The 17268-nt window shown below is 69.6% G+C and carries 17 protein-coding genes; 4 read left to right on the forward strand and 13 right to left on the reverse strand.

Translation table 11 applies throughout. The features are described 5' to 3' along the window. The first annotated feature begins 83 nt into the window (after positions 1 to 83). The gene (locus ACG00Y_RS14460; protein ID WP_394479937.1) at positions 84 to 1298 is read left to right on the forward strand and encodes a tetratricopeptide repeat protein; all 1215 of its coding nucleotides are present in this window, start codon (positions 84 to 86) and stop codon (positions 1296 to 1298) included. 7 nt (positions 1299 to 1305) lie between these two features. Here the strand turns inward: ACG00Y_RS14460 and ACG00Y_RS14465 are convergent, their stop codons facing one another. Next, positions 1306 to 1632, reverse strand: coding sequence for a YkgJ family cysteine cluster protein (locus tag ACG00Y_RS14465; RefSeq protein ID WP_394479939.1), 327 nt, complete (start codon positions 1630 to 1632; stop codon positions 1306 to 1308). A 55-nt stretch (positions 1633 to 1687) separates the two neighbouring features. On the opposite strand from ACG00Y_RS14465, the gene ACG00Y_RS14470 reads away from it, so the two are divergent. Then, entirely contained in the window at positions 1688 to 2365 is a 678-nt protein-coding gene (locus tag ACG00Y_RS14470) for a cupredoxin domain-containing protein (protein WP_394479941.1), read from the forward strand. A gap of 19 nt (positions 2366 to 2384) precedes the next feature. Here ACG00Y_RS14470 and ACG00Y_RS14475 read toward each other — a convergent pair whose 3' ends face one another. The 10 genes from ACG00Y_RS14475 to ACG00Y_RS14520 form a co-directional block, all read right to left on the reverse strand. Continuing rightward, complete coding sequence (locus tag ACG00Y_RS14475) at positions 2385 to 2792, reverse strand: Hsp20/alpha crystallin family protein (RefSeq protein WP_394479943.1); 408 nt, start codon at positions 2790 to 2792, stop codon at positions 2385 to 2387. Positions 2793 to 2814: 22 nt separating this feature from the next. Continuing rightward, positions 2815 to 3264, reverse strand: coding sequence for an Hsp20/alpha crystallin family protein (locus ACG00Y_RS14480; protein ID WP_394479945.1), 450 nt, complete (start codon positions 3262 to 3264; stop codon positions 2815 to 2817). A 96-nt stretch (positions 3265 to 3360) separates the two neighbouring features. Continuing rightward, positions 3361 to 4800: a protein kinase domain-containing protein gene (locus tag ACG00Y_RS14485; RefSeq protein WP_394479947.1), complete on the reverse strand. Its 1440-nt coding sequence runs from the start codon at positions 4798 to 4800 to the stop codon at positions 3361 to 3363. Beyond that, a complete protein-coding gene (locus tag ACG00Y_RS14490) occupies positions 4797 to 5573 on the reverse strand; it encodes a metallophosphoesterase family protein (protein WP_394479949.1) in 777 nt (258 codons plus the stop codon). The genes ACG00Y_RS14485 and ACG00Y_RS14490 overlap by 4 nt, the downstream gene beginning before the upstream one ends. Positions 5574 to 5615: 42 nt before the next feature. After that, positions 5616 to 8051, reverse strand: a complete 2436-nt coding sequence (locus ACG00Y_RS14495) for a spermine/spermidine synthase domain-containing protein (RefSeq protein WP_394479951.1) — start codon at positions 8049 to 8051, stop codon at positions 5616 to 5618. A gap of 87 nt (positions 8052 to 8138) precedes the next feature. Then, positions 8139 to 8765, reverse strand: a complete 627-nt coding sequence (locus tag ACG00Y_RS14500) for a TIGR02466 family protein (protein WP_394479953.1) — start codon at positions 8763 to 8765, stop codon at positions 8139 to 8141. Beyond that, entirely contained in the window at positions 8762 to 9721 is a 960-nt protein-coding gene (locus tag ACG00Y_RS14505) for a HupE/UreJ family protein (RefSeq protein ID WP_394479955.1), read from the reverse strand. The genes ACG00Y_RS14500 and ACG00Y_RS14505 overlap by 4 nt, the downstream gene beginning before the upstream one ends. Beyond that, the gene (locus tag ACG00Y_RS14510) at positions 9718 to 10584 is read right to left on the reverse strand and encodes a peptidyl-prolyl cis-trans isomerase (RefSeq protein ID WP_394479957.1); all 867 of its coding nucleotides are present in this window, start codon (positions 10582 to 10584) and stop codon (positions 9718 to 9720) included. Before ACG00Y_RS14510 ends, ACG00Y_RS14505 begins: the two co-directional genes overlap by 4 nt. Positions 10585 to 10953: 369 nt before the next feature. Beyond that, complete coding sequence (locus ACG00Y_RS14515) at positions 10954 to 13230, reverse strand: hypothetical protein (protein WP_394480638.1); 2277 nt, start codon at positions 13228 to 13230, stop codon at positions 10954 to 10956. Positions 13231 to 13343: 113 nt separating this feature from the next. After that, the gene (locus ACG00Y_RS14520) at positions 13344 to 13793 is read right to left on the reverse strand and encodes a copper chaperone PCu(A)C (RefSeq protein ID WP_394479959.1); all 450 of its coding nucleotides are present in this window, start codon (positions 13791 to 13793) and stop codon (positions 13344 to 13346) included. A gap of 187 nt (positions 13794 to 13980) precedes the next feature. On the opposite strand from ACG00Y_RS14520, the gene ACG00Y_RS14525 reads away from it, so the two are divergent. Beyond that, a complete protein-coding gene (locus ACG00Y_RS14525; RefSeq protein WP_394479961.1) occupies positions 13981 to 14553 on the forward strand; it encodes a PEP-CTERM sorting domain-containing protein in 573 nt (190 codons plus the stop codon). Positions 14554 to 14613: 60 nt separating this feature from the next. Here ACG00Y_RS14525 and argF read toward each other — a convergent pair whose 3' ends face one another. Both argF and ACG00Y_RS14535 read right to left on the reverse strand, forming a co-directional pair. After that, positions 14614 to 15576, reverse strand: a complete 963-nt coding sequence (gene argF / locus ACG00Y_RS14530) for an ornithine carbamoyltransferase (RefSeq protein WP_394479963.1) — start codon at positions 15574 to 15576, stop codon at positions 14614 to 14616. Continuing rightward, entirely contained in the window at positions 15573 to 16778 is a 1206-nt protein-coding gene (locus ACG00Y_RS14535) for an aspartate aminotransferase family protein (RefSeq protein ID WP_394479965.1), read from the reverse strand. The genes argF and ACG00Y_RS14535 overlap by 4 nt, the downstream gene beginning before the upstream one ends. Before the next feature lie 150 nt (positions 16779 to 16928). On the opposite strand from ACG00Y_RS14535, the gene ACG00Y_RS14540 reads away from it, so the two are divergent. After that, positions 16929 to 17258, forward strand: coding sequence for a DUF3579 domain-containing protein (locus tag ACG00Y_RS14540; protein ID WP_394479967.1), 330 nt, complete (start codon positions 16929 to 16931; stop codon positions 17256 to 17258). The last annotated feature ends 10 nt before the right edge of the window (positions 17259 to 17268 follow it).

Genomic DNA, 17268 nt, shown 5'->3' on the forward strand with positions numbered 1-17268 from the left:
TGACTGGAGACATGGCGGCGCGGCGGGACTAAGCTCAAGCCAGGGTCGGCGCACGACCGGCCTGTCAAAGCGAGGAGACCGTCATGAACACCCGCGCCCTGATCGCGGTGCTCGCCGTGGCCGGCGCCGCCCTGAGTGGCTGCGCCGTCGACCCGATCGCGCCGCCGCCCGCCAGCGTCTTCCTGGACGCCGCCTTCAAACCGCCCACCGTGCACATCGACGCCGCCGAGGCCATGCGGCTCAGCCCGGCCATGCAGCGCTTCGCCGAGACCGAGATGGCGGCCGAAATCCGCAAGAAGGGCTTGCGCGATGGCCTCATCGACGCGCTCTACACCAAGGGCCGGTTGCAACTGGACTACGACAGCGAGATCACCCGCACCGCCGCGGAGGCCTTCGACGCGCGGCGCGGCAACTGCATGTCGCTGGTCATGATGACGGCCGCCTTCGCCCGCCACCTGAAGATGCCGGTGCGCTTCAACAGCGTCTACCTGGAAGAAAGCTGGACGCGCAGCAACGGCATCTTCTTCGTCGCCGGCCACGTCAACATCAGCCTGGGCCGGCCGCCGTCCACGGCGCCGCGCGTGACCATCTACGGCGAGCCCGACCTGATGACCATCGACTTCCTGCCGCCCGAGCAGGTGCGCCGCAACCGCAGCCGCGCCGTCGAGGAAAGCACCATCCTGGCGATGTTCATGAACAACCGTGCTGCCGAGGCCTTGATGCTGGGCCAGGTGGACGATGCCTACTGGTGGTCACGCGCGGCCATCCTGACCGACTCCCGGTGGCTGGCCTCGTACAACACGCTGGCCGTGCTCTACCGCCGCAAGGGCTTGTACGGTCAGGCCGAAGCTACGCTGCGCCTGGTGCTGGACCGTGAGCCGCTGAACCTGCAGGCCATGTCCAACCTCATCCTGGTGCTCAGTGACCTCGGGCGCAACGCCGAAGCCGAGGTCTACAGCAACCAGCTCGCGCAGGTCCAGCCCGTGCCGCCCTACAAGTTCTTCGACGAAGGCGTGGCGGCGATGAAGGCGGGCGAGTTTGCCGAGGCGCGCCAGCTGTTCCGCAAGGAGGTGGCGCGTGCCGCCTACGTGCCCGAGTTCCACTTCTGGCTGGGCCTGGCCAACTTCGGCCTGGGCGACGTGGCCGGCGCACGCGGCGAGATCGCCAAGGCGATGGAGAACAGCGCAACGACACACGACCGCCGCATGTACGGCGCCAAGCTGGCCTGGCTCAACGAGCTGCGCGAGGAGCAGCAGCAGCGTCGCCGCGAGCCGCTGATGCAGCGGGCGGGCTCCTAACCAGTCATCACAGCGGTGGTAGCCCGTGCCTGGCGCGGGCCCGCGCGCAGGCGTCGTCGCCAATGCCCATCGGCGCCCGTTCGCCGAACTCCCGGCACGGCGAGGGCCGCCACTCGTGGATGCCGCAGCTGGCGCGTGCACCCACCTTGCCGCTGAGCGCCGCGCAGCGCGGCTGGGCATGGTCAGTGCCGCGCAGCCGCACCAGGCGGCCGGTCAACTCCACCGCCAGCCCGTCGGGCACGCGGCCGCCTTCGCTCTCCAGTTCGCTGCGGTCGAAATCGACGCGGAAACTGGCGCAGCAGGCGCCACAGCTCAAGCAGGGGTTGTCACTCATCACGCCAGTGTAGGCAGCGGGTGACACTGGCCCGATGCTGCACCACCTGACCCCCATGCGCGCCACCCTCATTGCCTTGCTGCTGTTTGCCGCCGCCGCACAGGCCGCCGACCTGACCGTCACCGTGCTGGACCGCAGCGGCAAGCCGCTGGCCGACGCCGTCGTCCTTGTCGACAGCAGCGTGCAGGGCGCGCGCCCGGCGCCGGTCATGGAGGCCAACGTGGCGCAGGAGAAGCTGCGTTTCATGCCCGCCGTCAGCGTCGTCGGCATGGGTGCCAAGGTCAGCTTCAACAACCTGGACAGCTGGGACCATCACGTCATCCTCGGCGTGATGGGCGCCGGCGGGACCTTCGTGGACCCGGGCCAGAACACCCAGTTCCGCCTCGCCGGCCGTGTGCGCAACAAGGCGCCGGCCAGCGACAGCAAGGTGCTGAGCCAGCCCGGCCCCTATTTGCTGGCCTGCCACATCCACAGCTCCATGCGCGGCCATGTCTACGTGGCCGACACGCCGTGGGCCAAGCTTGGCGGCGAGGACGGCAAGGTGCTGCTACAAGGCCTGCCAGAAGGCCCGGCGCGCGTGCGCATCTGGCACCCGGACCAGATCATCGACGGTACGCCGACGGCGGTGCAGATCGCCGCCGGCGGCAGTGCCGTGACGGTCACGACGCAGATCGTCGCCGCCCGCAAGAAGCGGCCGACGCCTGCGGCCGACAGCAACTATCCGGGGCTCTGACGATGCGGGCCGCGCGGCGTCAACCGGCGGCGATCTCGATGCGCCGTGGTTGCGCGTGAGCCTGCTTGGGGATGCGCAGCCGCAGCACGCCGTCCTTGAGCTGGGCCTCTATGCGCGAGGCATCCAGCTCGCGGCTCAGCGTGAAGGCGCGCCGGTAGCGCGGCAGGCGCACCTCGGCGTGTACGGCTTCCATGTCGGCCGGCGCGACGGCCTCGACGCTGCCTTCGATGTGCAGCGTGTCGGCCTCCACGCGCAGTTCGAGCTGTTCGCGGGGGACGCCGGGCAGGTCGGCCAGCAGCGTGATGCCGGTGTCGTCTTCGCTCACGTCCACGCGCGGCGTCAGCGCGCGCTGAGCGTCGGCGTCGCCGCCCTGGCGGGCCGGTGCGCGGCCACGGCTGTTGTCGGTCTGGACAGCTGGGTTGCTCATGTCGGTTCTCCTTGGTGGCGGGTTACTGGATGGCGATGCGGCGCGGCTGCGCGTCGGCCTGGCGGGCCACGCTGATGCGCAGGATGCCGTCGCGGTAGCTGGCCTTGACGTGCGCCGCATCGGCGTCGTCCGGCAGGCTGATCGCGCGCCGGAAGCTGCCGCTGAAGCGCTCGCGGCTGTAGGTGCGCGCGCCGCTTTCTGCCGGCGTGGCGGGCCGCTCGCCGGCGATGCTCAGCACGCCGCGGTCGACGGTCACGTCGAGGCTGACCGGGTCCAGGCCAGGCGCGAAGGCGTAGATCTCCACGCTGGTCGGCGTGTTGCCGACGTTGATGGCCGGGAAGGTGCCGGGCGCCGTCGAACGGATGGCCGACGGCGCGCCGAAGCTGCTGCCGAAATGCTCATCGATCTCGCGGTGCAGGCGGTCGAAGTCGGAGAAGAAGCTGGAAGGAAAGGTCCAGAGTGACGAGTACATACAAGCCTCCTTTCAAGTCGTGATGCCCTGCCAAACGGGCATCGACGCCGAATTAGGAACGGCTTGCGAGGTTTCAAGACCTTGTTGAAATGACTTTCAGAGCGGCTCGCGCACCACGGTCACCGTGCAGTCCGACTCGGCCACCACCCGGCTGGACACGCTGCCCAGGTAGCGCCGCAGCGTCGACGCGCCGCGTGCGCCCATGACGATGTGGTCCACACCGTTGCGGCGCGCGAAATCCACCAGCGCGTCGCCCACGTCGGGCGACTCCAGCACATGGAAGGTCAGCCGGCCGTCCGCCAGGTTCAGCGCCTTGCTGATCGGCCGCGCCCAGTGCTTGAGGGCGATGAGCTGTTTCACGTGCAGGCTCTGGCCGTGCTGGTCGGTCAGCTCGTCCAGGCCGATGCGATTGATCTTCATGACGGACACGCAGGCCAGCCGCGCGCCAGTTTCGGTCTGGACGATGCGGCGCACGGTCTCGCACAGCTGCGCGCGCAGCTCGTTGGTGCCGCGGTCCACCTCGACCGCCGCCATGATGATGGGGCTGCGCGCCAGTTGCTCGGTGACCGCCGGCACGGCGGCGGGGTCGGCGCCGAGAGCGAAGAACCAGCGCTTCATGCGCAGCATGGCGCCGCTGACCTGCAGCTTCTCGGCGCGTGCTGTCAGCGCCACGCCGCCGGGCTCGCGCAGGTCCAGCGCCAGTTGGGCGGCGCTCTGGTAACGGCGCTCGGGTCGCACCTCCAGGCAGCGCAGGATGACCTCCTGCAGCCAGGGTGGCAGCTCCGGCCGGATGGCACGCGGCGGCACCGGCTCGACATAGAGGCGCCGGCGCAGGCCGCGCACCGAGTCCGGCTGGCCGAAGGGCCGCTCGCCGGTGGCCAGGTGGTAGAGCATGACGCCCAAAGCAAACAGGTCGCTGCGCGGGTCGCTGCGCACGAACTGCACCTGCTCCGGGCTCATGTAGGGGCCGGTGCCCATGGGCAGCGTGAACTCCTCCTCCAGCAGGTCGGGCAGCTGCTCGTGGCGGCTCAGGCCGAAGTCCACCAGCACGGCCGTGCCGTCGGGGCGGAACATGATGTTGCTGGGCTTGATGTCCAGGTGCACGACATGCTGGCGGTGCAGCGCGGCCAGCGCCGTGGCCACGCGGGCGCCGATGTCGGCCACCTCCTCGGGCGGCAGCGGCGCGTCGTCCAGGCGCGGGCGCAGCGTCTCGCCGGGGATGCGCTCCATGACGATGAAGGCCTGGCGCGTCCAGTCGCCGCGGGCGACGAAGCGCGGCACGTGGGGGCCGCTCAGTTGCGGCATCAGCATCTGCTCGACCTCGAAGCCGACGATGGTCGCCGGGTCCTCTCCGCCCTTGATGCGCGGCACCTTCATCAACAGCTCGACGCCGTCGTCGGTGCCGTCGGCGCGGCTGACGCGCCACAGGTTGGCCATGCCGCCCTGGTGCAGCCGCGCTTCGAGGCGGAAGCCGTCGAGCACCTGGCCGGCTTCGAGCGGCCCGGGCGGCGGGGGGAGTGCGACCGGTACGCTCATTCCCCGAGCGCGAGACGCCGCGCCAGGCGCTCGACGAGGACGGTCGGCATGGCCGTGGCGCGCAGTGCGGCGCCGGCGGCGTCGACGTCGTAGGCGACGCGCTGGAAGGTGATGCGGGCGTCGTCCAGGTCGGACGTGGGCGGGTCCAGCAGCGCATAGCAGGCGGCCGGGTTGCCGTCGCGCGGCTGGCCGCAGGCGCCGGGTATGGCCAGCCACTGGCGGTGGCCCGGCAGCGGCATGGGCACGCCCGGCAGCGGCCGGAAGTCACCCGCCTTGCCGGTGCCGGACAGGTGGTAGAGCATGGGCTCGTGCATGTGGCCGCAGACCTGGATGCGCGCGTTGCTGGCGTGCAGGCTCTTCACCGCCTCGGCGCGGCCTTGCACGTACTCCCAGCCATTGGGCTCGAAGGCATTGGCATGCACGAAGAGGATGTTGCCCGGCTCGCCGTGGGCCTGCAGCGGCAGCCGGGTCAGGAAGCGCAGCTGCTCCTCGCCGAGCTGAGAGCGGGTCCAGTCGACGACGTTGCGCGCGTCCGGGTGCATGCCCGGCGTGCTGCCGTGGGCGACGGCTTCGTCATGGTTGCCCTGGATGGCGATGGCGCCGTCGGCGGCCAGGGCCATGACCTGATCCAGCACCCAGGCCGGGTCGGCGCCATAGCCGACGAAGTCGCCCAGCAGCGCGAAGCGCGTCGCCCCCTGGGCTCTTGCGTCGGCGAAGACGGCCTCGAAGGCTTGTCGGTTGGCATGAATGTCGGTGATGAAGGCCCAGCGCATCCCGACAGCTTGCCATGAAGCGCTGACAGCGCGCGGACAGGCCTATCGGGTCGCCAGGTCCGGCCGGATGAGGGCGAGCGCGCCGAGCAGGTCTTGCGCTGCCACGGGGTCGCGCCGTTCGAGCGCCAGTGCCAGGCGGCGTAGCGGCTCGGCGGCGGGCTGGAAGTCGGGGCTCTGGCGCAGCACGGCCAGCAGCGGCGTGCCGACGCGGGCCAGCATGACGGCGGGGTCGGCGCTGGGCGCGGTGCGGCGGCCCAGGTCCAGGTAGCTGCGCCGCGCGTCGGCGTAGGCGTTCAGGCGCGGCGCGAGGTCGGGCGTGGACAGCAGCGTGGCGGTGTCGACACGCACCTCGCCGAGCAGCGCCAGCAGCCGGTCGCGTGGCGCGGAGTCGGGTGCGTAGGTGATGCGCGGCGCGCGGTAGGCCACCCAGGGACGGTCGTCGGTGTTGGGCGGCGTGTCGCCGGCCAGGCGACGCAGCGCGGTGCTGTCGGCGATGAAGCTGCCAAGGATGGCGAAGTCGTCGGCGAGGCCGAAGTGCGCCGCCATCTCGGGTCGGGTCTTGCCCGGTGTGAAGTGGGTGCCGCCCGCGCGCCCGATCAGGCCCACGGTGGGCGTGTCCAGGCTGTTGCTTGCCAGCAGCGCCGCGCCGTCGGGGAAGGCCTGCAGGAAGGCGGCGGTGATGCTGCGCAGCGTGTCCAGGTCCAGCTGGTGCAGCGGCAGCCACTGGCAGAACACGCCCTGCGGCGCGAGGCGCCCGCGCACCGCCTGGAAATGCTCGACGGTGTAGAGTGCGCCGGAGCCGCTGCGGGCGGGGTGGAAATTGTCGGAGACGACGACGTCGTAGCCCTGCGTGGCGGTGCGCACATAGCGGCGTGCGTCAGCGGTGTGCATCTGCGGTGTGGGACCGGCGCCTAGCGCCGTGCGGAACAGCGCCGAGGCCTCGATGACCTCGGGCAGCAGCTCGACGGCGTCCACCTGCACGCCGGGCAGGCGCGCGGCCACGCCTGAGGTGATGCCCGAACCCACGCCGAGGAACAGCGCGCGCTTGGCTTCGCCGTGCAGCAGCAGCGGCAGCAGCGCCTGGCGGCCGTCGACCAGCACCGTGTCGCTGCTGCCCTCCTGCTGGCGGTTGTTGATGTGCAGGCGGGCAACGCCTTGCGCGTCCTCGACGACGCTGACGGCGGCCATCGTGCCGTCGCGGTAGCTCAGCAGCCGGCCGCCTTCGGGCAGGTCGACGAAGGCCAGCGGTGGCGCGAACAGCGCCAGCGCCGCCGTCGCGCCCGCCGGCAGCCACCAGGCCGGGCGGCGCCAGGCCGGCGCCAGCAGCAGATAGCCGGCCGCCACCAGCAGCAGCGCGAGCTTGGGGCCCAGCGCCGAGGCCAGCACGACACCGAAGACCGGCGCCGCCGCCATCGCGCCCAGCGTGTTGACGCCCAGCGCGCGGCTGAACGGGATGCCGGCTTCGGTCGCGTCGGCGCTGAGCTGGCAGAACAGGGCGCCCATCAGCAGCGTCGGCAGCGCGAAGGCGGCCAGCGCCAGCAGCGCCTCGACGGCCAGCGCGCTGGCGAGCGTCGCCGGGAGGAAGTCGAGCAGTGTCTGCTTGATGGCCTCGGCGCCCCACAGCGCGGCCATGCCCAGCAGCACGCTGAAGGCCAGGCCTTGCAGCAGCGCCGGCGTGCTGCGCAGGCGCGGCCAGCGGGCGAAGGCGGCGGCGCCCAGCGCGCTGCCGGTGAGATAGACGGCCAGCAGCAGCGCGAAGGTGTAGACCGTGTCCTCGGCCACCTGGCTGAGCACGCGCACGGCCAGCACCTCGTAGGCGATGCCGAGCAGGCCGGTCGCGGCGAGCATCCACAGCGGGCGTTTCGATGTCTTGCGGCCCAGCGTGGCGACCGGCGCGGCTTGCAGGGCGAGGCCGGCGAGCAGCGCGCAGCCGAGGTTCAGCGCCACGCACAGCCCGGCACTGCGCGTGAGGCCCCAGTCTGGGATCAGCCAGAAAGCGGTGGACAGCACACCGGCGACGGCGCCCAGCGTGTTGGCGGCATACAGCGGCGCGACGCCGGCCGTGCCCAGCCGGGCCATGGCCGGCAGCGTGGCGCCCATCGCGGCTGTGGCCGGCAGCAGCAGCAGGAAGCTGGCACCGAAGGCGACGCTCCAGTGCCAGGCGGGTGTCGCGTGAGGCCCGATCAGCGCCAATGCGGCATTGCTGGCGGCGGGCATGCTCAGCATCAGCACGCCGCTCCACAAGCCGATCAGCACCTCGCAGCCGGCATACCAGCGCAGCGGCTGGCTGCTTGCCTCGATGCGCCGGCCCAGCAGCAGCGAGCCCAGTGACAGCCCACCGAAGAAGGCCGCGACGACGGCCAGCACGGCGGCCGATTCATGCCCGAGGACGAGGCCGAACTGCTGCGTCCAGACGATCTGGTAGCCCAGCCCGGCAAAGCCGGACGCGGCCATCAGCAGCAGCGCGAGGCGGTTCATGGAAATGCAACCACAGAGGCACTGAGACACAGAGCCTCTGCGCTTCCTCTGTGGCTCTGTGCCTCTGTGGTTGCCTTTGATCCCATCTCAGGCGTTGAAGCTCAGCGTATAGCCCCAGCTTTCCAGCCGCGTCGGAATCGCGTTGAAGGCCAGGCTGATGCGCCGCCCGCCGGCGTTCGGCGGCACGGCATGCATCAGATAGCTCGGGAACAGGATCAGGTCGCCGGGGCTGGGCGCGGGGCTGACCCATTTCTCGGCGTTGTACGGCCCGGTCGTCACGCCGGCATGGTCGTTCTTCAGCGTGAAGTCATGGCCGCCGGGCGACTTCATGAAGACGGTGCGCGCCGACTCGTGCGTCTCGGTCAGGTAGACGACGCCCGACGCGAAGCTGTTGGCATGGTTGTGCATGGCCTGGCGCCCGCCGGTGTCCAGCACGTTGACCCACATCTCCTTGATGGCCCAGCCCAGGTTCTCGCCGAACAGCAGGCGGCCGAACTCGGCCACCTTGGGCGTGATGAGCGCGGCGGCTTGCACGAACAGCGGGCTGTCAGCCGGCTGCAGCATGCGGGTGTGCGACAGCGCCTCGGAGCTGTTGTTGTGCTCCAGCGCGCGCGTGCTGAAGTGGTCCACCAGCGCGTTGACAAGGGGCTGTGGCAGCACGCCCGGCGCCCGCAACAACGGGATCGGGAACAGGCCGATGACTTCGTCAGTCATGCCACCACCGCCGCGACGCGCAGCCACGACCAGTACGCCGCCATGCCGCCGATGCCGTACAGCGACACCGTGCGCAGCCGCTGCGCCGCCGGCCACCTGGCCGTGACGCGCCACAGGCACCAGCAGAGCGCGACCGTCATCAACTGGCCCAGCTCGACGCCAAGGTTGAAGGTCAGCAGCGCGACGAAGAGGTGGTTGTCCGGCAGACCGATCTCCTGCAGGGCGCCGGCAAAGCCCAGGCCGTGTACGAGGCCGAACAGGAAGGCGACGGCGGCGGGCCAGCGGCGCGCGACCGTGTCACGCCGGTGCAGCGCCTCGACGGCCACCAGCACGATGGACAGCGCAATGGTGGCCTCGACCGGCGCGGAGGGCAGCGTGAGCCAGCCCAGGGCGCTGCTGGCCAGCGTCAGGCTGTGCGCAGCGGTGAAGGCGGTGATCGTCCAGACCAGGTTGCGCCTGAATCCCACGAGGAAGAGCAGGCCGACGACGAACAGCAGGTGGTCGATGCCGCCGAGGATGTGCTCCACGCCCAGCAGCGCGTAGGCGCTGGCGATCTCGCCCATGCCGCGCGGATCGTCGGCCGCGCCAAACAGCTGCACCGTGGGCTGGGCCTTGGTGAGCGTGTAGACGCGGCTCTGGCCGTCCAGCCAGAAGACGCGGATGACGGCCGCCGAATAGCGGTCGCCGACGCCCTTGACCGACAGCGTGCCGGCCAGGCCGCGCTCGCCGCAGCGCAGCGCATTGCCCTGGGCCCGGCAGGCCTCGGGCCAGACGGGTGTCAGGTCTTGCGCCAGCGGCCGCTTCTCGCCGGCCATCCATTGCCAGATGAACTCGCCGCGCTGCGTCTCGTGCAACTGCATCTCGGCCATGCTCATCTCGTGGGCGCGCGAGGGCAGGGCAGCGGCGGCCAGCGCGAGCAGCAGCGCTGCGCGCAGCCAGATCAGCAGGCGCCTCATGGCGCCGGGGCCTCAACCTTGACGGTGTACTTCTTGGCCAGCGCGGCCACGGCGGCGCTGCGTTGTTCGGCCAGCACCGCATCCGTCCAGTCCTGCAGCACGACGCCGCGCAGTGCCTCGAAGCTGGCGGGCTTGCCCGCGCTGGTGGCGTCCAGCCGCACCGCATGCCAGCCGTCGCGGGACTGCAGCGCCAGCCACTGGCCGGCGGCTGCGCTTTCCAAGGCCTTGGCGAAGCCCTCGCCATAGCTTTGCGTCAGGTTGCCGTGCGGCCTGCCCTTGAAGACGCGCAGGCCGGCCTTGGCGTCGCCGGGCGTGCCGTTGTTGAGCAGGTCGACGAAGGCGCGCACGGCGGTCTCGCCGGCCTCGCCGCCCAGCACGGCCTCCTGGAAGTCGAAGCGGGCCGGCTCGTCATACTTGGCGCGGCGTTTCTCGAACCAGTCGCGCAGCACCTCATCCGATGCCGGCGGCAGCTGGGTGCCGCCGTCGACGACGCTGAGCGCCTTGAAGATGACGCGCTCGCGGATGGCGGTGTCGCCCTTGTCCAGCTGCAGCGCCAGGCCCTCGCGGTAGAGCACCTCATTGTCCAGCCAGACCTTCTGCAAGGCCTTCATCTCTTCGGCAGTCGGCTCGTGGCCGCGCTTGGCCTTGAAGAGATCGCGGGCTTCCTTCGTCACCTGGGCGCTGATGACGATCTCGTTGGCCTCGTCGGTGCCACGGTTGACAAGGCGGTCGATGCCAAACAACGCCGCGCCGATCAGCAGGAAATGCAACAGCGGTTCGCGGACCCAGTCGGGGCGGCCGGGCTGGGTTTTGCGGGCAGGCGCTGCCTGGGTGGCGGCATTCAGGGGAAGCTGGGCGGACATGGATCTCGGCACGGGACGGCGGGGTCTGGCCGGAAATGCTAGTGACGCTGCAAGACAACTTGACGACAGCCGGCCAGCTCTCTCAGGGCCGAGCGCCGGGCCTGCCATGGGCCAGAGGCCCATGTCCTTCCGTAGGCACAAGCAGTTCGCAGGACTGCTTGTGTCCGACTCCAGTTCGCCAAGCCGGCCCATCTGGCGATGCATGCGGCTCAATGCCGCATGCATCGCCGTCCCCTTGGGGGCTGAGGTCGGACACATGGCGCCCTGTGGGCGGCATGTGCCCACCGAAGGGCTGCGGCACTGCCGCAGCGCGGTCTGCAAGACCGACCAGACTCGCCGCGTTCAGCGGGCGAGGTTGGGCGAGGGGCTTCACCTCACGCCGGCGACGGTGAACGAGTTGGCCACCTGGACGTAGATCGGGTTGCTGTAGAACCAGAGGTCGGCCCAGGCCGCCACGTCGTAGGACACGGCCTTCTGGCCAACGATGGGGTTGGCCGCGCCCGTGGCGGTTTCCATGTGCGCCGGGCAGCCGTCGATGGTGCCCGTGGTCATGGTGGCGCCCGCAGCCGGCTGGTTGGTGGCCGCCGTCGTGCAGGGGATGCGCAGCATCGTCGGGTCGATTGCATTGGTGTAGACGTCGGCCAGCGGGTTGCCGTTGGCGTCGGTCTCGTAAGGCACCGCAGCCGGCAGGTTGGTGCCGCGCAGGCGCACGTACTGCGAAGCCTGCACGGCCGGGATACGGAAGCTCATCTTCAGGAAAACGCTGTTGTCCACGCCCGATTGCACTTGCGTCCACGCCGAGCTGCCGTTGCCGAAGGTCTTCAGCACGGCGGCCGAGGTGTTCTTCGCAGCGGCCGGCACGCTGGCCAGGCCCGTGGTGGTGCCGTCGGCCTTCAGCCAGTTCGCGTTGCGCGGCCATTCGCCGGCGTAGTCGGCCGAGGCGGGCGCCTTGTAGCCTGTGACCAGGCCGCGGATCACGTCGACGTGGTCGAGCACCGGCTTGTTCAGCGGCTGGCTGATGCCCACCTGGGCCAGCGACGGGTTGGCGAAGCTGTAGGGTGCATAGCTCGCACCGGCCGGGTCGCGCAGCGCGATGGCGATGACGATGTCGGCGCCGGGGCGCACGACGAGCTTCTCGCCCATGGTGGCGCAGCCGGTCTTGTCGATGTCGGTGCCGTTGGTGGCCGCGCTAACGGCCAGTGCCTCGACGGACGCATTGCTGCGCGCGCCGATGCCGGGGTAGGAGGCGCAGGCCACAAAGGCCAGGCGGTCGATCAGCTGGCCGCTGGCGGCCCAGGCGTTGCCGGTGCGCAGGCCGTCGACGATGGTCTGCGGGCGCAGCTTGTCGGCGCCGTTGCGGACCATCACGTAGGTGCGCTGGTACTCGCCCGGCAGGAAGTCCTGCGTGGAGCGGCGGTCATCCGGGCCGAAGCTGCCGCGGTTGTGCCAGTCCGAGCTGGCGAAGAACCACCAGTTGCGACCTTCGCCCAGCAGCGCATCCCACACGCCACCGACTTCAGAGGCATAGACGCCCGTGCCGCCATAGGTCGTGCCGCCGACCGAGTCGGTCAAGGTGCCGCCGATGTTGTTGCGGCGCTGGTGGTATTCACCGCGCGCGTCCGAAGCGCCGTGGCCGGGCTGCGATTCGAAGCCGAAGGCAACGGCCGGTGCCGCGTTGTTGAGGTTGCGCAGGTGCTCGACGTTGAAGCCGTTGTTGCCGTTCGGGTTGAACGGGCCGGCGCGCTCCAGGTGGGCGGGCACGTAGTAGCTGGTCTGGCCGTGGAAGTCGGCCATCCACTTCATGGCTTCGACCGTCTTCAGGTGGCCGCGCGTGCCGACGCCGGTGCCGCTGGTGGGGACGAGCTTCTTGCCGGTGGCGCTCCAGCCGATGGCGGTGGAGGTGGAGTCGGCGCTGTTGGGGTTGGTGCAATCCCAGTTGTTGCCGATGGCCGAGCCCGTCACGTTGCCGCGGCTGGTGTCGGTGTCATTGCGGTCGAAGCAGTACGACCACTTGGACAACGCGTTGGCATTGCCTAAAGCGGTGTAGCCCGGCGTTGTCGGCAGCGTGGCGGTGTCGATGGACGAAGGCATCTGGCCGCTGATGATGGCCATGGAGCTGTGCTCGTGGCCGGCGACGACGGACTCCAGGCCCAGGAACATCGGCAGGTTGTTCTTGGCCGCGAGGTATTCGAGCTGCGGGTACTGGAACTCCTGCATCGACTGCCAGCGCCACATGTTGCCGTTGCCGCCCACGCCGCCGCTGTCGCCCTTGATGGCGGCCGCGCCGATGCTGTTGGACCAGGTTGTTGTCGGGCCCTGGCCGGCCACGTGGGGGTAGGCCGGCGTGGACAGGGATTCGTCTTCGGCCAGCGTGCAGTTGCGGTTGCCGCGGCCGCCGTGGCCGGCTTGCACGAACCAGTCCAGGCCCCAGGGCGTGTCGGTGGTCTTGTCGGTGGACTTCTTCACCAGCTTCTGCATGGAGATCGCGCCGTCCGAGCAGGTGGTGTGGTTGTGGAAGTCACCGGCGACGTATTTGCCGGGTGTCTTGCCGGCAGCGGTCGCGAGCGTCGGTGCGATCACGGCGGCACTGCCGAGCGTCGCCAGGGCGGCCAGGGCGATCTGGCTCTTGCTGAAGAAGGGGGTCATGGAAGCGGCTCCAGGGAGGAAGGGGAGAGACTGGAAAACCGGGCGCATGCTATGGACCGGGCGTGACCTCGGCATGACGGCATTGCGACGCCGCGTGAGCCGAAGCGCGGGGGTCAGCGCAGGCCAGCGAAGTCGACGTTGAACATGGCCTTGACCGGCTCGGCCGATTCGAAATGCAGGTGCATCGGGTAGCTGCGACCGATCTGCAGCGGCTGCTTCAGGTCCAGCAGTTCGATGTGCAGGCCGTCCTCGGCCAGGGTCAGCATCTCGCCCGCCGGGATCAGTAGTGACAGGTCTTGAGCGTCGCTCGGCGCGCCCGGCCCAGCCAGCCGGGCGCCGCCCGCCAGCGGGGTCTTGATGCCGATGAGGCGGTCGGTCGTCTGCACCTCGTCGAAGCGCATGAAGAGGCGGGCGCTGTCCGCGTCGACCCGGGTCGCCCGTGTCCACGGGTGCCAGATGCGCAGATGGCTGCTGAAGAACTCGCAGGCCTGGGCTGGGCGGGCCAGGCCGGCGGCGCCTAACGCGATGATCAGGTGGCGGCGGTTCAGGGTGGAGGAGGTCATGGCGGGGCAGGGGGGGCGGCAGGTCCGCGACCATCGCAGCGGCCGATGACAAAGGCGTGACGCGTCACTGCAGCAGGCCTTGCCTTCATGGCGTCACGCGCCTGTCGTCATTGCTCACCACACTCCGCCCCGACGTTCATGCAGCGGCTCCGTGCCGCCCCCAACATCCAAGCTCTGGAGTTTTCCGATGAAGCTCGCCACCCTCGCCCTGGCCCTCGGCCTCGCCTCGCCCGCCTTCGCAGCCGCCCCGCTGTCTGTCGACTTTGAAAAGACCTGGGAGTTCGGCGAGGAAGTTGCCGACACCTATGCCGCCCAGGGCGTGAGCTTCACCAACGTGCTGGGTCTGTCCAACGACGCCGACTTCACGTACTTCTCCAGCGCCCCGTCGCCCATGGGTGTGGCCTTCGTGCAGCTGGATGGCGTCACCAACACGGCGGCCTACCTGAACGTCGCTGCAGGTGTCACCGGCGGCCTGAGCTTCCATTTCGCCGGCATCGACACGGCCACCATCAAGGCTTACTCCGGCGCGAACGGCAGCGGCTCACTGCTTGGCACGATCAACCTAGGCGCCACGGGTGCCGACTTTGGCACCTGGAACAAGACTGCGCTGTACTTCAGCGGCACGGCCCTGTCCTTCGATCTGACCGGCACGGCCGGCGTTGCCGCGCTGGACAACATCTCCGCCGTGCCCGAGCCGAGCAGCGTCGCGCTGCTGCTGGCCGGCGGCGCGCTGCTGCTGGCCCGTCGTCGTCGCGGCTGATTGGCAAGCCCAAAGAAAAAGCCGGCTGTTCGCAGCCGGCTTTCTCATGGGCTGCTCAGATCAGCCGATGCGCCCGAGCAGCAGGTACTCCATCAGCGCCTTCTGCACGTGCATGCGGTTCTCCGCCTCTTCCCACACGACCGATTGCGGGCCGTCGATGACATCCGCCGCCACCTCCTCGCCGCGGTGCGCCGGCAGGCAGTGCATGAACAGCGCATCCGGCTTGGCGCGGGCCATCATGTCGCGGTCCACGCACCAGTCCTTGAAGGCCGCCTTGCGGGCCTCGTTCTCCGCCTCGTAGCCCATGCTGGTCCAGACGTCGGTCGTCACCAGGTCGGCCCCCGCACAAGCCTCGCGCGGGTCGTCGAAGACCTTGTAGCAGCTGGCGTCCTTCACGCCCGCCACGGCATGGTCGATGCCGTAGCCGCTCGGCGTGCTGACATGCACCGTGAAGCCCAGGATCTCCGCCGCCTGCAGCCAGGTGTTGGCCATGTTGTTGCCGTCCCCCACCCAGGCCACGACACGGCCCTTCAGGCAGTCCATGTCGATGGACCCGCGCCGGTCCATGCCGCGCGCCTCGATGAAGGTGAACAGGTCGGCCAGGATCTGGCAGGGGTGGTATTCGTTGGTCAGCCCGTTGATGACCGGCACGCGCGAATGCGCCGCGAAGCGCTCGATCTTGCTCTGCTCGTAGGTGCGAATCATGACGATGTCGACCATGCGGCTGATGACGCGCGCCGAATCCTCCACCGGCTCGGCGCGGCCCAGCTGGCTGTCGCCGGTCGTCAGGTGCACGACCGAGCCGCCCATCTGGTACATGCCGGCCTCGAAGCTGACGCGCGTGCGCGTGCTGGCCTTCTCGAAGATCATGGCCAGCGTGCGGTCCTGCAGCGGCTGGTACTTCTCGTAGTTCTTGAAGCGGCGCTTGATGATGCCGGCGCGGTCGAACAGGTGGGCGTATTCCTCGGCCCGCAGGTCCTTGAACTGGAGGTAGTGGCGCATCAGTGCGTCCCCCGGCTTCATGGCTTGGGTTCGGCCAGGAAGGCCTTGATCAGCGGCACCAGCAGGGCCGTGATCTGATTCGCTTCATCGTGCGTCAGGATCAGCGGCGGCAGCAGGCGCACGACGCGGTCGGCGGTGATGCTGATGAGCAGGCCCGCCTCCAGGCTGCGGTTCAGCAGCACGCCGGCGGGGCGGTCCAACTCGATGCCCAGCATCAGGCCCTGGCCGCGGATCTCGACAAAGCCGCTCTCGCCCGCCAGCGCTGAAGCCAGCCCGTCGCGCAGCGTTGCGCCGACGGCCTCGGCGTTCGCCAGCAGTCCGTCCTCTTCCATGATCTTCAACGTCTCGACGCCGGCGCGCATCGCCAGAGGATTGCCGCCGAAGGTCGTGCCGTGGTTGCCCGCCTTCAGCACGCCCGCAGCGCGCGGGCCGCAGACGACGGCGCCGATGGGCACGCCCGAGCCCAGGCCCTTGGCCAGCGGCATGACGTCCGGCTTGATGCCCGCCCACTGGTGGGCGAACCATTTGCCGGTGCGGCCGATGCCGCACTGCACCTCGTCCAGCATCAGCAGCAGGTCGTGCTGGTCACAGACACGGCGCAGCGCCTGCAGGAACTCGACGCGCGCCGGGTTGATGCCGCCCTCGCCCTGGATGGTCTCCAGGAAGATGGCCGTGATGTTGGGATGGGCCGCGATGGCCGCTTCAACGGCGGCCACATCATTCAGCGGCACGCGCACAAAGCCCGGCACCAGCGGCCCGAAGCCGGCCTGGATCTTGGGGTTGGCCGTGGCCGACAACGTGGCGATCGAACGGCCATGGAAGGCGCCCTCGAAGACCAGGATCTCCGGCGACGTGTTGTCACGGTCGTGGCCGAACTTGCGGGCGATCTTCAGCGCCGCCTCGTTGGCCTCCAGTCCGCTGTTGCAGAAGAAGACGTTGGCGAGACCCGAAAGCTCGCACAGCTTGTCGGCGAGCTGCTCCTGCAACGGCACGCGGTAGTAGTTGCTGCTGTGGATGAGCTTGGCGACCTGATCCTGCAGCGCCGGCACCAGGCGCGGGTGGTTGTGGCCCAGGGTGTTGACCGCAATGCCGCCCAACCCGTCCAGCAGTCGTCGGCCGTCCGTGTCCCAGACCCAGACGCCCTGACCGTGCGAAAGCGCAACGGGCAGGCGGCCGTAGGTCGGCATCACATGGGCATCGGACGGGAGGGATTCAGCGTTCATCGGGTCTCCGATTGGTGTTGGGAAAAGTGGGACTTTTGATTCTAGAGTCCGCGCGCGGACCTTTGCTGCGGCGCAGCAGATGGTGATGAGCCAAGGCACAATAACTGTCTTTGGCAGCGCCCCCGCTGTACCCGGAAGCCGACCTTTTCCATGACCGTTGCCCGACCGCCGCGCGAAGTATTCATCCAGGGTGTGACACTGGATGGACGCACCTTCCGCCCCAGCGATTGGGCCGAGCGCCTGGCCGGCGCGATGTCCAGCTTCAGGCCGGGCGGCGTGCGCGGTGGCATCGGCGCCCACATCGGCTATTCGCCGCTGTGCGTGCCCACCGTCATCAATGGCGTGAAGTGCGTCATCGTCAACGAGGAACTGAAACGCCTCGAACCCATGGCCTGGGATTTCGTCATGAACTTCGCGCGCGACAACGACCTGCAGGTCGCCGAGGCCTGTCTGCTACCTGACAGCAAACCGGGCACCTGACTCGGTGTTC

Source organism: Pelomonas parva, assembly GCF_043555835.1.
GTDB lineage: Bacteria > Pseudomonadota > Gammaproteobacteria > Burkholderiales > Burkholderiaceae_C > Pelomonas > Pelomonas parva.